Origin of the sequence: Frankia nepalensis (assembly GCF_016786325.1) — a bacterium.
GTDB lineage: Bacteria > Actinomycetota > Actinomycetes > Frankiales > Frankiaceae > Pseudofrankia > Pseudofrankia nepalensis.
Genome location: NZ_JADWYU010000095.1, coordinates 45261 through 60562 on the forward strand (window position 1 = coordinate 45261; position 15302 = coordinate 60562).

General features: G+C 74.7%; 10 protein-coding genes. 7 read left to right on the plus strand and 3 right to left on the minus strand.

Features of this window, described 5'->3' with window-relative positions; all coding sequences use genetic code 11:
- Positions 1-189 precede the first annotated feature (189 nt).
- The gene (locus tag I6A81_RS08150; RefSeq protein WP_203006561.1) at positions 190-645 is read left to right on the plus strand and encodes a GatB/YqeY domain-containing protein; all 456 of its coding nucleotides are present in this window, start codon (positions 190-192) and stop codon (positions 643-645) included.
- Between the two features lie 622 nt (positions 646-1267).
- Here I6A81_RS08150 and I6A81_RS08155 read toward each other — a convergent pair.
- Positions 1268-3622, minus strand: a complete 2355-nt coding sequence (locus I6A81_RS08155; RefSeq protein ID WP_238430630.1) for a penicillin-binding protein — start codon at positions 3620-3622, stop codon at positions 1268-1270.
- Between the two features lie 689 nt (positions 3623-4311).
- On the opposite strand from I6A81_RS08155, the gene I6A81_RS08160 reads away from it, so the two are divergent.
- The gene (locus I6A81_RS08160; RefSeq protein ID WP_238430631.1) at positions 4312-4668 is read left to right on the plus strand and encodes a WhiB family transcriptional regulator; all 357 of its coding nucleotides are present in this window, start codon (positions 4312-4314) and stop codon (positions 4666-4668) included.
- Positions 4669-5044: 376 nt separating this feature from the next.
- Here the strand turns inward: I6A81_RS08160 and I6A81_RS08165 are convergent, their stop codons facing one another.
- Both I6A81_RS08165 and I6A81_RS08170 read right to left on the minus strand, forming a co-directional pair.
- On the minus strand, positions 5045-6550 hold the full coding sequence (locus tag I6A81_RS08165; RefSeq protein ID WP_307874533.1) for an ArsA family ATPase: 1506 nt from the start codon (positions 6548-6550) through the stop codon (positions 5045-5047).
- Positions 6547-7578: an ArsA-related P-loop ATPase gene (locus I6A81_RS08170; RefSeq protein ID WP_203006563.1), complete on the minus strand. Its 1032-nt coding sequence runs from the start codon at positions 7576-7578 to the stop codon at positions 6547-6549. Before I6A81_RS08170 ends, I6A81_RS08165 begins: the two co-directional genes overlap by 4 nt.
- A 410-nt stretch (positions 7579-7988) precedes the next feature.
- Here I6A81_RS08170 and I6A81_RS08175 point away from each other — a divergent pair, with 410 nt between their 5' ends.
- The 5 genes from I6A81_RS08175 (at position 7989) to I6A81_RS08195 (ending at position 15008) form a co-directional block, all read left to right on the plus strand.
- On the plus strand, positions 7989-8156 hold the full coding sequence (locus I6A81_RS08175) for a DUF4177 domain-containing protein (RefSeq protein WP_203006564.1): 168 nt from the start codon (positions 7989-7991) through the stop codon (positions 8154-8156).
- Entirely contained in the window at positions 8153-8647 is a 495-nt protein-coding gene (locus tag I6A81_RS08180) for a RidA family protein (protein ID WP_203006565.1), read from the plus strand. Before I6A81_RS08175 ends, I6A81_RS08180 begins: the two co-directional genes overlap by 4 nt.
- Before the next feature lie 164 nt (positions 8648-8811).
- Positions 8812-9771, plus strand: coding sequence for an NUDIX hydrolase (locus I6A81_RS08185; protein ID WP_203006569.1), 960 nt, complete (start codon positions 8812-8814; stop codon positions 9769-9771).
- A 69-nt stretch (positions 9772-9840) separates the two neighbouring features.
- Positions 9841-10752, plus strand: a complete 912-nt coding sequence (locus tag I6A81_RS08190) for an MBL fold metallo-hydrolase (RefSeq protein ID WP_238430632.1) — start codon at positions 9841-9843, stop codon at positions 10750-10752.
- Positions 10753-11273: 521 nt separating this feature from the next.
- Entirely contained in the window at positions 11274-15008 is a 3735-nt protein-coding gene (locus tag I6A81_RS08195; RefSeq protein ID WP_203006566.1) for an AAA family ATPase, read from the plus strand.
- Positions 15009-15302 lie beyond the last annotated feature (294 nt).

Consider the following 15302-nt stretch of genomic DNA (forward strand, 5'->3'; position numbering starts at 1 on the left):
CCGGGGGGGGGCCGCCGCCCGGGCCCCCCGCCCGCCCCCGGGCCCCCCGGGGGGGGCGGCCGCCGGGCGCGCCGCCGTGCCGCGGCGGCGCGGACGGCGGGCACGCCTCCGTGCCGCGGCGGCGCGGACGGCGGGCGCGCCGAGAATGGAGATGACTTACTTCGTATACGGACCTAGGCTAAGGCGATCATGAGTACCTTGAAGGAGCGACTGCGCGCCGATCTGACCACGGCGATGAAGGCGCGAGACGAACTGCGGACGTCGACGCTGCGGCTCGCGCTCGCGGCGGTGAAGGAGGCGGAGGTCTCCGGCAAGGCGGCCCACGAGCTCTCCGAAGGCGAGGTGGAGAAGGTCCTGGCCCGGGAGGTCCGCAAGCGCCGGGAGGCGTCCGACGCCTACGCGGCGGCCGGCCGCGCCGAGCAGGCGGCCCGGGAGGGCTCGGAGGGCGACGTGCTCGCCGACTACCTGCCCAAGCAGCTCGGCGACGACGAGCTCGCCGCGATCGTCGACAAGGTACTGGCCGACGGCGGCTTCTCGGGCCCCAAGGCGATGGGCCCGGCGATGAAGGCCGTCCAGGGCGCGGTGGCCGGCCGTGCCGACGGGGGCAAGGTCGCCGCCCTGGTGAAGGCCCGCCTCACCGGCTGAGCCAGGCCATCGGTGCCGCCCACGAGAGTGGCTCGGCCGTCCTGTCAGGCATCGGCGGCGCGAAACGACGCCCGTCGGCCCGCCGGTGCCTGACAGGATCGACCGTCACATCGGGCACGGGCGCGCGGGACGCGGCCCCCGGCGCGCGGCCCCCGGCGGGCGCGGAACTGGCCTCGCCGGTACGGGGGGTGGCGGCGCGGCGCGACTGGCGCTGGAAGGGCGCCAGTGCCGTACCCAGCGACGTTCGACCGGCCGCTGGCCACCCGTCCCGTGAGTGCCGGCCCCGAAGTGTCCGCCAGAACGCGAGCCAGGGACCGCGTTTTGACGGACAGGTCCAGGGACACGACACAAATGACCAAGGCGACCGGTCGCCCGCGCTCAGCGGGCTGGGCTCCGGACCTATCCGCTGTAGCGCGGGTCGGGGACCGCGTTTTGACGGACAGGTCCAGGGATGCGGCACAAGCGACCAAAGAGCGACCGGTCGCGCGCCCCCAGCAGGCCGGGCCTCGGACCTGTCCGCCAGAACGCGAGCCAGGGACCGCGCTACCGCGGACACTTCACCGGCACCGGCACCGGCACCGGCACCGGCCCACGGCGCGGGCGGTCCTTCGCTGATGCGGAGCTAGTCGAAGAACCAGTCCCAGGCGTCGCGTTGACCGCCGCCTGGCCCGCCCCGGCCACGGTTGTCGTCGTCGTCCACCTGGAACGGGCCGCCTCCGGCCACGAACAGCGTGACTGGCTGGCCGAGGAACAGCTGGCTTCCGCTGGGCGGGTTCTGGGCGACCACGACGCCGTTCTGGTTTCCGGCGACCTGCGCGGCGAAGCCGCTCCCCTGCAGGATGGTCACCGCTTCCGGCACGGACTTGCCCACGACGTTGGGGACGACGCCCAACGGCGCCACCGGCTGGGTGTTGTCGGGCGGCGGCAGCGGCTCGACCGGCAACTGCTGGCCCTCGATCGTCCGGGTCATCGTCCTGGCCCAGATCATCGTCGGGAAGTCGCCGCCGTAGACGACCCGCTTGCCGAGCACGTCGCGCAGCGGGTACATGGTCGGCCCGCGGGGGTCGGCGAGGGTGACCGCGGTCGACAGCTGCGGGATGAAGCCGGCGAACGAGGCGGCGCTGTATCCCTCGGCGGTGCCGGTCTTGCCGGCGGCCGGCCGGCCGATGCGGCCGTTCCCGGCCGCGGTGCCCTGGTTGATGACCCCTTCCAGCACCGAGGTCGCCGTGTCGGCGATCCGTGGGTTGAGCACCTGCTCGCACGCGTCCGGCTGGTCGAAGTCGAGCGGCCGGTCCGCCCCGCCGACCCGCTGGGTGATGGACGTGATGAAGCGCGGGTCGCAGCGCTTGCCGTGGGCCGCGAGCGTCGCGTACGCGGTGGCGAGGTCGAGGGTGCTGATCTCGTTGGAACCGATGGTGAACGACCCGTCGACCGCGCTGACGCCGTTGGTGCCCTTGCAGGGTGAGTCGGACCGCAGGTTGGCCGTCTGTTCCTGCACTCGGCAGGACTTGACGCCCAGGCGGCGGGCCATCTCGGCGATCTTCAGGATGCCGACCTGCTCGGCGAGCTGGATGTAGTAAGTGTTGACGGAGTGCCAGGTAGCGGTGGTCAGGGAGAAGAGCCCGGCCTCGTTCGGGTCCGAGTTCGCGTAGCAGGCCGGCTTGCCCCGATCGTCCTTTCTCGGGAGCTTCTCGGACGTGTAGCACGCCGGGGCCATGAACGTCGTCGACAGCGGCAGGCCCTTCTCCAGCGCCGCCACGAGCGCGAACGTCTTGAACGTCGAGCCGGGCGAGAAGGCCGTCTCCTTGACCGGGTAGACCTCCTTCGTGTGCACGAAGTCGGTCGTGGTCTCCGGGCCCTGCCCGTCGGCGACCTCGCCGAAGTCCCGGTTCTCGGTGAGCGCCAGCACCTCGCCGGTGCCGGGCCGCACCATGGCGACGCCGGCCGCGACCCGGTTGCCCGGGGGCACGATCTCGCGCGCCGACGACGTCGCCGCGCCCTGCGCCACCGGGTCGAGCGTCGTCCTGATCGTCAGGCCGCCCTCGTAGAGCAGCTTGCGGGCCGCGTTCTCGTCCGGCGCGAGCGTCCGGTCGTCGAGCAGCAGCCGGCGGACATGGTCGCAGAAGAACGGCGCCGACGAGTCCGCGCACGAGTCGGTCGAGCGCGGCGGCTGCCTGAGCCCCACGGGGGCGGCCTTCGCCGCCGCCAGGTCGGCGTCGCCGACGTGCCCGTGCTCGCGCATGGCCGCGAGTACCAGGCCGCGCCGGGACACGGCCGCCTCCGGGTGCAGCGCCGGGTTGTAGGCCGTCGGGTTCTTCACCAGCCCGGCGAGCAGCGCGGCCTGCGGCAGCGTGAGCTCGGAGACGTCGACGCTGAAGTACCGCTTGGCGGCGGCCTGGATGCCGTAGGCGCCGTCACCGAAGTAGGCGATGTTCAGGTAGCGCTCGAGGATTTCGTCCTTGCTGAGGTGCTCTTCCAGGTAGAGCGCGTACCGGGCCTCGCGGAGCTTGCGGTCGACGGTCTGCTCGGTCGCGGCCTCGCGTTCCTCGGGCGTCGTCGCCCCCTGGATCAGCACGTTCTTCACATATTGCTGGGTAATTGTCGAGGCACCCTGGGTGACCCCACCGCTCTCGCGATTGGCCAGATAGGCGCGAATCATTCCCCGGTAGTCGACGCCGGAATGCTCGTAGAACCGCGCGTCCTCGATGTCGATGATCGCCTGCCGCATGACCACCGGCACCTTGGCCAGCGGAACGACCTCGCGATACTGCTCTCCGACCAGCGTGGCGACGAGGTTTCCCTTGGCGTCCAGAATCCGGGACGGCTCGACCAGCGCGGTGACGTTCAGGTTCTCCGGCAGGGCGAGCCAGTCATCGGCCCCGGCTTTCGCGGTGATTCCGGCCAGCCCGACAACCGGCGCGGCGAGCAGCGCTACCACCAATCCGGCGGCGACACTCGCGAATAGGGCGCCAACCATCCGTCTGGCGGTAAACGCGACGCGTCCGCCCGCCCGGCCGGCGCCGGCCGCGGTCCTCACGCGCGTGCCCATTTGGTGTCGGGCCCTCCGTCCGCCCCCCGAAACGATCCCCACGGATTCACTCCGCTTACCCATCAACGCACTCGGCCCCGCCGTCGCTCCCCCGCGCAGAGGGCCCCGCGCGACACATCGCCTCCAGGTGGCGGGCTGAGGGTACCTCGCGCACCGGTCCGGCCGGTGCTGGGCACGAGCCCACGAGTAGACGTCGTCGCGACGACGGCCGTCCACACCAGAACGATCAACACCATGTGCCCAACGGTCGCCGTACGATCGCGCCGGGCCCATACCCGGCCGGAGGCCCGCCGAACGGTCGTGCTCGCCGCGTCCGCGCAGGTGACCTCCTGGCCGCCAGAAACGCGGCCGAGAGAAGGCCGGCGCGAAGGAGGTGCATGTCGGAGGCCTTGACGCGATACGAACGTGACGGCCTTGTCATCCGGACGACACCTGGATGACATCCATCGATCTACGGTCTGGTTCGACATCAATGGCCCGGACTAGTCATACAGATAACCACCCGAGTGGGGTCTGTGCCGTGGCCACGGCACTCCGTACGGTTTCGCACGACGCCAACGACGCCACGTCACCCGCACGGGTCCCTTGACCACGGTCTCTCTCGAAAGGCAGGTGGCATGACCAGAAGCCCGACCCCGACCGTCGCCACGGCTCGTCGTGGCGGCACGACCCGTCTCGTCAGCAGCATCGCCGACGGCGACTGGACCGCCCTCGCGGCGTGCCGGGACGTCGACCCGGACGAGCTGTTCGTTCAGGGTGCCGCGCAGAACCGGGTGAAGACCCGCTGCTTCGGCTGCCTGGTGCGTACCCAGTGCCTGGCGGACGCCCTGGACAACCACGTCGAGTTCGGAGTGTGGGGTGGCATGACCGAGCGGGAGCGCCGAGCCCTGCTTCGGCGCCGCCCGGACGTCCGTTCCTGGAGGAAGCTCCTCGCTGACGCCCAGGCGGACCACCGAGCCAGCTCAACCGGCTGAGCGGCTCCTCCCTGACGAAGCCCTTCCCCGATCGGACCCCGGCGCAGCGTCGCGCGCGGGATCCCGGGCCGGCCCGTTCGAGGGCCCGCGGAACGAAGACGGTCCGCCTGTCGACCGGCCGACCCCGCGCCCACCAACCGCCCGCCGCTCTGGCCCCGTTGGCCGCGCCGCGCGTTCCCGTTCCGCCGCGTTCCAGACCCCGCCGCCACTTCCCGTGACGACGGGCATCCGTTCTGGAACGGAAAGTATCCACCGTCGGCCGCCTCAGGCGTGACCCTGGCGGGTAACGCCGGCGAGAGCAGCCACCTTCCGTGGCGACTCGGTTTCGGCACACGAATCACTCACGCGGACAATCACCCGTTCGGATGGTCCGCGCTCACCCCGTTCGGGTGAGACGTTCATCACCCGCCAACGCGTCCCCGATCTCGCGAAGACCGACCAGATCATGGACGTCCTCGGCCAGCGCCTCGACCTCGACCAGCGGGGTGTCCGGATGAGCCGCCGTGAACCGCTCGCGCAGCCGCGACTCGCGCTCGGCCAGCCGAAGCCGGTCCGCGTGCACCCGTAGCACGGCGGCCGCCAGCGGATGCTGCCCGTGCTCGGTGAGGTTCTCCGCGGCCGCGAGGCTCCGCTCGGCCGTCAGCGAGCGGCCGTCGCCGTGGTGCATCCGGTTCACCACCAGCCCCGCCAGCGGCATTCCGTCGGCGTCGAGCCGGTCGACGAAATAGCTCGCCTCCCGCAGCGCCGCCGCCTCGGGCGCCGCGACGACGACAAACGACGTGCCCGGCTCGCTCAGCAGCCGGTAGGTCTTCTCCGCGCGCTGCCGGAATCCGCCGAACATGGTCTCCATCGCGGCGACGAACTGGCTGACGTCGGTCAGCAGCTGGGTACCGATCACCTTGGTGAGGACCTTGGTGAACACGCCGAAACCGACGCCGAGAACCTTCGCGTACGCCCGGCCGCCAGCCTTCGCCGGGGCCAGCAGTATCCGCAGCAGCCGCCCGTCCAGGAACGCTCCCAGGCGGCTCGGCGCGTCGAGGAAATCCAGCGCCGAACGCGTCGGTGGTGTGTCGACGACGATCAGGTCCCAGTCGCCGGCCGCGTCGAGCTGCGAAAGCTTCTCCATCGCCATGTACTCCTGCGTCCCGGCGAAGGAACTCGACAACGACTGGTAGAAGGGGTTCTCGAACAGCTGGCCGGCCCGGTCCGGGGTGGTGTGCGCGAGGACGATCTCGTCGAACGTCCGCTTCATGTCGAGCATCATCGCGTCGAGCCGCCCGCCGGCCGACCTGTCGACCCCGACCACCTCGCGCGGCGTGTTGTCCAGCTCGGTCAGGCCCATCGACTGCGCCAGCCGGCGGGCCGGGTCGATGGTCAGCACGACCACCGAGCGCCCCCGCTCGGCGGCACGCAGCGCGAGCGCCGCCGCCGTCGTCGTCTTGCCCACCCCACCCGAGCCGCAGCACACGATGATCCGCTCGCTGGCGAGCATGCCGTCGACGTCCAGCTTCGGGACCCCGGCCGGATGCGGGCGGACCCGGGCACCGAGCCTTGGCGCGCGGCCGGCGTCGCGTGCCTTCCCGCCGGCGTCCGGGCCTCGACGCGCCCGTTCCGAGGGCGCCGGCGCCTTCGACCCCGGCTGGGACTTGCCGCCCGCCGAGGCCCGTTTCGGCGTCGTCGCGCGCGCCCGGCCGGCCGGGGCCCGCCTCGCGGTCGCCGGCTTCGAGGGGGCACTCTCGGCCTCGGCCTCGGCCTCGGCACCCGGTCCGGCCTCGGCGGCCGGTTCGATCTCGGCGGTGGACGCCGCCTGGGCGTCGGGAACCGGCACGGCCGGCGGCTGGTCCGCCGCCCGCCTCCGCGCGCCCCCTGCCGGCGCCGTCACCCGACCATCCGCTGCGCCCGCAGCATCTCCGCGAACCGGTACAGCATCCCCATGTCCATCCCGTCAGCCGCCAGTGGCAGTTCATACACGGGTCGGGCGAGCGCCTCCACCTCGACTCGCTGGGCCGCCTCCAGCGCCACCCGTTCGGCGTGCTGGGCCGCCTCCCTGGCGAGCTCGGCGACCAGGTCGGCGGCGGGCTCCACCCCGGCCTCCTTGATGCCGGCGGCCAGTTCGTCGGGGTCCAGCGCGCCCGCGCGCGCCGCCAGCAGGTCGTCGGGGCCGAGCAGCGGCGGGCGGACCATGTTCACCACCACGCCGCCGACCGGCAGGTCCGCGGCGCGCAGCTCCGCGACCGCGTCGACGGTCTCCTGAACCGGCATCTCCTCCAGGAGGGTCACCAGATGCACCGCGGTCTGCCCGGAGTGCAGCACGGCGAGCACACCGTCGGCCTGGGAGCGGATCGGCCCCATCTTCGCCAGGCCCACCACCTCGTTCGCGACGTTGAGGAACCGGGTGACCCGCCCGGTCGGCGGCGCGTCCAGGACGACGGCGTCATAGGCCATCCCGCTCGGCCGGGTGCCGTCTGGCCGGTTCACCGCCTCCTTGATCTTGCCGGTGAGCAGCACGTCGCGGACACCGGGCGCGATCGTGGTCGCGAAGTCGATGGCGCCGATCCGGCCGAGCACCTTTCCGGCGCTGCGGAGGTTGTAGAACATCTCGAGGTACTCGAGAAGCGCCTCCTCGGCGTCGACGGCGAGCGCGTAGACCTCGCCGCCGCCGGGGGCGCTGGCCACCTTCCGCTCCCGGTACGGCAGCGGCGGCGTGTCGAAGACCTGCGCGATCTGCTGGCGGCCCTCGACCTCGGCGAGCAGCACCCGGCGCCCGCCCGTCGCCAGCGCCAGCGCCAGCGCGCTCGCGACGGTGGTCTTCCCGGTGCCGCCCTTGCCCGTGACCACGTGCAGCCGACGCCGCCACGGCCCGCTCTTGGCCCCTGGTGACGCCGGCCCGCTCTTGGCCCCTGGTGACACGGGCCCAGCTCGCTCCTCGCCGGTTCGGTCGCGTTTCGAGGCGGTCACGGCCACGACCGTACCCGGGACCGGTGCCGCGCTCGCCGCGTCGACGCCGCCTTCACCGAGAATCTTGATCACATTTCCGACACGGCGGCCTTCCGACAGCGCGGGCCGTCGAGAAACCGCGTCGACCGCCCGCTGATCCGGAATGCCTCGGTCATCACGATCTCCCTCACTTCAGGCGTCGGGTCGATCGGCGACTGGCGCCCGGCGGCCTCGGCTGGCGGGAACGCCCACACCACCCGTCGATCATTCATTGACGCGTCCCCGGCCAACCCGTGCCGGACCGCCCGACACGGGTCGGCTCGCGATCCGCGAAGGCCCCGGGCGGGCAAGGGCCGCGGGAGTCGACCACTAGAGTTTCCGCCATGCAGAAGTGGGAGTACGTGACCGTCCCAGTCCTGATCCACTCGACGAAGATGATTCTCGACAACTGGGGCGAGGATGGGTGGGAGCTGGTGCAGGTCGTGACTGGTCCGAACCCGGAGAGCCTGGTCGCCTACTTCAAGCGGCCGAAGGGCGAGGCCGGCTCGTGACCAACCGGGCCGGCACGGAGGCGGCGCCGAGCGAGCGACTGCGCGCGCTCGGCCTCGAACTGCCGCCGGTGCCGACTCCTCAGGCCAACTACGTGCCCGCGGTCCGCGACGGCGAGTGGATCTGGACCGCGGGCCAGATCCCGCTGGTGGCCGGCCAGCTGCCGGAGACCGGCCTGGTCGGCGCCGAGGTGACGCCGGAGCGGGCCACCGCGCTCGCCCGGATCTGCGCGTTGAACGCGCTGGCCGCCGCCGCGGCGGTGGCGGGCGGCCTGGACCGGATCCGGCGGATCGTCAAGGTCGTCGGGTTCGTCGCGAGCGCGCCGGGATTCACCGGGCAACCGGCGGTCATCAACGGCGCCTCGGACCTGCTCGGGCAGGTGTTCGGCGAGGCGGGTCAGCATGCCCGCTCGGCGGTCGGCGCCGCCGCGCTCCCGCTGGGCTCCCCGGTGGAGGTCGAGCTCATCGCGCTCGCCCACCCGGACCTGGGCTGACGCCGCCCGCCAGCTCCAGGGCACGCGCCCAACCCGGGCACGCGCGGCACGGGATGCCTACCATCGGACAGGTGGTTGATCGCGGACCTGCCAGACCGACTCCGCGGGCTCCGTCGATCCAGCAGGGACCCCGGGCCGCGCTGATCGCCCGGCTGCGGCGGCCGATGCCGCTCACCTCGCCGCGCGGGGTGCTGGCGGCGAGCGCGCCCACCCCGCCGGCGCCGCCGCGGCACGCGTCCACGGTGGTCCTGCTGCGCGACGCGCCCGGCGGAGGCGTCGAGGCCTACCTGGTCGAGCGGGCCCGCACGATGGCCTTCGCCGGCGGGGTCTACGCCTTCCCCGGCGGCCGGGTGGACCCGGCGGACGGCCCTTCCGGCGGCCGGGCCGCCCCGCTCTGGCTCGGCCCGCCGCTCGCCGAGCTCATGCGGCCGCTCGAGGCGGATCCCGGCCTGGCCCAGGCGCTCGTCCACGCCGCCGTCAGGGAGACCTTCGAAGAGTGCGGCGTGCTGCTCGCGGAGCCGGCCGGGCCGGCCGGACCGGCGCCCGGCCCGGCCGATCCCGGCTGGGCGGCGGACCGGCTGGCGCTGGAGCGCCGCGAGCTCGGGCTCGCCGAACTGCTGACCCGCCGAGGGCTCGCGCTGCGCGCCGACCTGCTCGCGCCCTGGGCACGCTGGATCACGCCGGAGGTCGAGCCCCGCCGCTACGACACCCGCTTCTTCATGGCCGCGCTGCCGCCGGGCCAGACGCCTGGTGAGCTGTCCGGTGAGGCCGACCAGATGGTCTGGATCCGCCCGGAAGAGGCGCTGGAACGGCACGCGGCCGGCGCCATGGGCATGCTGCCGCCGACCGCCTGGATGCTCGCGGACCTCCTCGGCCTCGCGAGCGTCGCCGACGTGCTGACGACGGCGCGCCGCCGTGAGATCACCCCGGTCATGCCCAAGGTCGTCATCGCCGACGGCGCCGTGCACTTCCTGCTGCCGCACGACCCCGAGTACGCCCTCGCCGCGCCGCCCGCTGATCCGGCCAGCGCGGCGGCGCTCTTCGCCGCCGCGACCGCCGGGGCGGACCACGCCACCTGGCCCCGCGACGCGGCCGACGCCACGGCCGTGGCGCGGGAGCGGTGAGCCTTTCGCTCGCACCGAGAGTCGAGACTCCTGGCCCAACCCGGAGGGGACGATGGAAGAGGCTCAGTCATGACCGCGGGCACCCAGCCCAGCCGCGGTGGGCCCGGGCGCCGGGCGGGCGGCGCCGGCCAGGCCGTGGGTCAGGCCGATGGCCTGGGTCCCGACGCGGCGGCGCGCCGGCCGCGGGAGGTGAACCCGCTGGCCGCCGTGGTGCTCGCGCCCAATCCCGGCCCGATGACGCTCGAGGGCACGAACAGCTGGGTGCTGCGCGCTCCCGGCCACACCGGCTGCGTCGTCGTGGACCCGGGGCCCGACGAACCGGAGCACCTCGCCGCGCTGGGCGCCGCCGGCCCGGTCGCGACGATCCTGCTGACGCATGGCCATCCCGACCACAGCGAGGGCGCGGCGGCGCTGCACGAGCTCACCGGCGCCCCCGTCCGCGCGCTGGACCCCACCCATCGGCTCGGCTCGGAAGGACTGGTCGAGGGCGACGTCGTGGCGGCCGCCGGGATCGAGCTGCGGGTGCTGGCCACCCCGGGCCACTCGGCCGACTCGCTGTCCTTCCTGCTGTTCGGCGAGGTCCCGGCGGTGCCCGCCGCCGACGGCGCGGCGGTCGCGGTGCTGACCGGCGACACGATCCTCGGGCGCGGCACGACGGTGGTCGCGCATCCGGACGGCCGGCTCGCCGACTACCTGACGAGCCTGCGGCGGCTCGCCGAGCTGCCGACGGGCCTGGCCGTCCTGCCCGGGCACGGCCCGGAGCTGTCCGACGCCCGCGGCGCCGCCACGTACTACCTGGCCCACCGCGCCCAGCGGCTGGACCAGGTGCGGGCCGCGCTGGCCGCGGCCGGCGTCGGCCCGGAACAGGCCTCCCCGCGCGCCGTCGTCGAGCGGGTCTACGCGGACGTCGACCAGGTCCTCTGGCCAGCGGCCGAGCTCTCGGTCCGCGCCCAGCTGGACTACCTGCGCGAGCAGGGCTGACGCCACCGGCCGGGGGAGACCGCGCCGTCCCGCGTGGCGGCCGGCCCGGTCTCCCCGGGGAGCGTCCGACCGCCGTGGACGACGCACGCGAAAGACGGCATAAAGAGAACCAACCCGACGTTGGTGTGAGCGGCATCACAGCGGGCAGACCCCGTCCCGCGACTGGCGGGGCCTTCTACCCGTCAGACACGGCCCGTGGTGCCCGGGTTGACGGGCCCCGGAGGCGCGTTCGCCGGGGCGGCGGGACGTCAGCCGTCTGACAACGCTCGAACGACGTCCGCTCAGGGGACCGAGACACCGGACACTAAACTTCCGGTTGGAGGGGGACCGCCAGTGCGAAACGTCCGAGGCAGGCAGGCCTGTTCGCCGCAGGCATCCTCGTCGATCCGCGAGCCGGCTCACGAGGGAAGCCGCTTAGGCCAGGCTCCCGCCCACCCGTTGGGCCCACCCGGGCGGGCACCCCTCGGGCCGCGGGCCCGGGCCCGCGGTGCTCGCGGCGGCGGGCCGGAGGCCGGCGCGCCATGGTGATCGTCCCGACACATGGCGGGACGCTGAGCTGCCCGCGGTGCGGTACCCCCGCGGTGCCGTCCGCGCGCTACTGCTTCCACTGCGGCCTGCGGTTCACCTCGATCGCCGGGCCGGAGGCCGCCGAGCGCCGCGTCGTCACCGTGCTGTTCGGCGACCTGTCCGACTTCACCTCGTGGGCCGAGGACCGCGACCCGGAGCGGGTCGGCGAGGTCACCGACATGGTGCTCGCCGCGCTCGCCAAGGAGGTCGACGACGTCGGCGGCCGGGTCGACAACCTCGCCGGCGACGGGATCATGGCCGTGTTCGGCGCGCCCACCGCGCACGAGGACGACGCGGAGCGGGCCGTGCGCGCGGCCGCCGCGATGCAGGAGACGGTGCGCCGCCTGGTCACCGACGCCGACGACGACTCCAGCCCGCTCGGCCTGCGGGTCGGCGTCAACACCGGCGAGGTGCTCGCCGGCGTCCAGGCCTCGATGACGTACACCGTCGTCGGCGACGCCGTGAACACCGCCGCCCGGCTGTCCGGGGCGGCGGCCGTCGGCGCGGTCTACGCCGGCCGGGGGACCATGCACGCCACCCGCTCGGTCGCGACCTGGCGGGAGCTGCCCGACCTGAATCTGAAGGGCAAGCGGGAGCCGGTGCCGGCCTACGAGCTGGTCAGCCTGCGCCCGTCGAACGTGGCCCGGCCGGGCCTCGGCGACGACGCCACGTTCGTCGGCCGCGACCGCGAGCTCGCGGAGCTCTACGACTGGTTCACCGAGACCACGCGGTCCGGTTCACCGACCGTCGCCGTGGTCACCGGCGAGGCCGGCATCGGCAAGTCCCGGCTCATCGGCGAGCTGGCGAGCCGGGCTCACGAGGCGGACGGCGCGCGGGTGCTGTGGGGCCGCACGGTCCGCCATGGCGACGGGCGCAGCCTCGCCCCGCTGGCCGACCTGATCCGCGGCGCCTGTGGGGTCGTCGACGGCGACAGCCTGGACCGGGTCGCCGACCGGGTCCGGCGCACCGTCGGCCGGCTCAACCACCCGCTCACGGGCGCCCGCCTGCCGGCCGGCATCTCCGACCGGCTGCTCGGCCTGCTCGGCGTGCCGATCGACCACCGGCGAGCGTCCGGGGCCACGGAGGCGCCGCCGGGCGACCCGGCCAGCCGGGAGAGCCACGGCGCGGGGAGCAGCGGCGAGCGCGCCATCGACATCGCCGTCGACACCGTCACGCTGCTGCTGTCCGCCCTCGCGGCCGAGCAGCCGATGATCGTCGTGATCGACGACCTGGAGTGGGCGACCAGCTCGCTCACCAGGGCGCTGCACCGGCTGGCCGAGCGGGTCGTCGGCCCGGTCATGCTGACGCTGCTCGACCGGGAGGGCCTCGGCCTGACGGATCTGCCAGGGGTCCGGCAGATCACGCTGGCGCCGCTGCCCGAGGAGGCCGCCACCCGCCTGCTCACCGAGTTCCTCGGTGGCGCGACGCTCGGCCCGCAGACCAGGTCGGCGCTGCTCGGCCGGGTACACGGCAACCCGTTCTTCCTCGCCGAACTGCTCAACCTCCTGATCGACCGGAACCAGCTGCGCCGGCTGGCCCCCGCCGAGGCGGCGGGCGCGGACGGGCCCGCCTGGGTGCTGGAGGGCACCCTGTCGGAGACCGCGTTGCCGGCGGGCGTGCAGTCCGTGCTCGCGGCCAGGATCGACGACCTGGAGCCGACGGACAAGGCGGTGCTGCGGGCGGCCGCCGTGCTCGGCAGCCGCTTCCCCGCCGCGGCCCTGCCGTCGGTCGAGGAGCGGCCAGCCACGGAGGTGGCGGCGGCGCTGGAGCGGCTCACCGAGCGACAGCTGGTCCGCGCGCCGCGGGCCGGCGAGCAGCTGTGGCGGTTCGTGCACCCGATGGCGCGCGACGTCGCCTACGCCGGGCTGCCGAAGGTCGAACGGGCGCGCCGGCACTCGACCGCCGCCCTGTGGGGCGTGACCGCCATGACCGGTTCGTCGCGCGAGGTGTCGAACTTCGTCGCCACGCACGCGCTGCGGGCCTTCGACCTGGCCTCGTCGATGGCGCTGCCGGTGACGGACCCCGCCTGGTCCGCGCGCGAACCGGGGTTCCGGGCGCTGCTGCGCCTGGCCAGGACCGCGCTCGCCCGCGACGACCATCGCACCGCCGCCGACCAGCTCGCCGACGCCCGCCGGCTCGGCCACGGCGTGATCGACACCGACGACGAGAACATCGCCCGGGTGCTGCACGCCGAGGCGCTGGTGTCGCTGCGCCGGCTGGAGGAGGCCGAGCGCACCCTGCGCCCGGCGCTGCGGGTCACCCTGCCCGCCCGGCGCGCGGCGGCCTACGCGGTGCTCGGCGAGCTGCGCCAGAAGCAGGGCCGCGCGGAGCTCGCCACCCGCGCGCTGCGGACCGCGCTGGACGCGGCGCGCGCCGCCGGCGACGACCGGGCCGCCGCCGCGGCCCTGCGCCGCCTCGGCACGCTCGAGTACGGCGCCGGCCGGATCCGGGTGGCCGAGGAGCTGTACCGCGAGGCCCTCGAGCTCGCCCGGCGGGTCGACGACCCGCGCGGCGTCGGCTGGGCGCTGCAGCACCTGGCCTGGAGCGCCACCACCCGGGGTGACTACCCGCAGGCCGAACGCAGCCTGCGGCAGGCGACCGAGGTGTTCGAGCGGCTCGAGGACGCCGGCGGCATCGGCTGGTGCAGCGGCACCGAGGCGCTGGTGCTGCTGCTGTCCGGCCAGCTCGCCCGGTCGCGGGCGCTCGCGCGTGGGCTGGTCGACGCCGCCGAGTCGATGGGTGAGCGCTGGGGCATGGCGGTATGCCTGACGATCGGCGCGATCGCGGCGGCGGAGCTGGGGGACATCAGCGCGGCACGCACCGACGCGGCGCGCGCGACGGCCCTCTTCGAGGGCGCGGGGGACAGCTGGGGCCGGATCCTGACGAAGGTGGCCCAGGGGCTCGCCGCCCGGGGAGCCGGCGAGCCGGACGTCGGCGCCGACTTCCTCGCCGGGGCGTGCGCGGACGCCGCCGCGGCCGGCCAGGTGCTCGTAGGCGCGCTCGCGTCTCTCATGCTGGGGCTGACCCTGCTGGACGCCGGGCGGGTCGACGAGGCCGAGCAGGCGGCGCGGGCCGCGATGGCCGAGCTGGGCGACCTCGACCTGCGCCCGCACGCGCAGCTCGGCGCGAAGGTGCTGGCGGCGCAGATCGCCCGGGCACGCGGGCGCCTCGACGAGTCGATCGGGCTGTTGCGGGAGGCCCTGGCGGCGAGCGAACCCGCGACGCTGCTGTTCCCGCGCAGGCAGGCCTACGCCCACCTCGCCGGAACGCTGCTGGAGGCCGGGCAGCCGGAGGAGGCGCTCGCGGTCGCCCGCCGGGCGGTCGCCGTGGACGCCGAGGACGTGCGCGCCCAGGTGCTCGCCTGGCGGGCGCTCGGCACGACGCTGGCCGCCAGCGGGGACCGGGAGGGCGGTCGGGACGCCTACCTGCGCGCGCTGCGGGCGGCGACGTCGACCGAGGCCGTCAGCGAGGCGCCGCAGACCCGCCGGCTGCTCGCCGCCCTGCCCGACCCCGGGCACGACGGCGACCGCCGGGCGGCCGACGGCCGCGGTGCCGGGTTCGGCGCCACCAGCAACGGCTCCCGGGTGACCGCGGGCAACGGCCAGGCGGGCGCCGAGGAGGCGGATGGCGAGCGCCCCGCGCCCGCCGCCGAACTCCCCGACGGCGCCCCCGCCGTGCCGACCGCCTGAGATCGCCCGGGCCTCGGCCGGTCCCCGGTCTGGCTGACGGGCGCGCCTGTCAGCCAGACCGGCCTCGATCCTGACCGTGGACGGGGACCGGCCCCAGGCCTACGGGTCTGACTCGGGACCTGGTCTGGTCGGGGCGCCCCCCCCCCCCCCCGCGGCGCCGGGGGGCCCGGCCGGGCAGCGGGGCGGGCCGGGCCCCCCCCGGGGGGGGGCGGGGGCCCGGGCGGTGGGGCGGGGGCGCCCGCCCCCGCCCGGCCAGGTCCGGATGGTCGCCCCTGGGCGACCTTGAGCCGACCG

Bases quoted from the DNA above. Each gene is read 5' to 3' on its own strand.
- I6A81_RS08150 (WP_203006561.1), top strand. From the start codon at position 190: ATGAGTACCTTGAAGGAGCGACTGCGCGCCGATCTGACCACGGCGATG.
- I6A81_RS08155 (WP_238430630.1), bottom strand. From the start codon at position 3,622: ATGGTTGGCGCCCTATTCGCGAGTGTCGCCGCCGGATTGGTGGTAGCG.
- I6A81_RS08160 (WP_238430631.1), top strand. From the start codon at position 4,312: ATGACCAGAAGCCCGACCCCGACCGTCGCCACGGCTCGTCGTGGCGGC.
- I6A81_RS08175 (WP_203006564.1), top strand. From the start codon at position 7,989: ATGCAGAAGTGGGAGTACGTGACCGTCCCAGTCCTGATCCACTCGACG.
- I6A81_RS08185 (WP_203006569.1), top strand. From the start codon at position 8,812: ATGCCGCTCACCTCGCCGCGCGGGGTGCTGGCGGCGAGCGCGCCCACC.
- I6A81_RS08190 (WP_238430632.1), top strand. From the start codon at position 9,841: ATGACCGCGGGCACCCAGCCCAGCCGCGGTGGGCCCGGGCGCCGGGCG.
- I6A81_RS08195 (WP_203006566.1), top strand. From the start codon at position 11,274: ATGGTGATCGTCCCGACACATGGCGGGACGCTGAGCTGCCCGCGGTGC.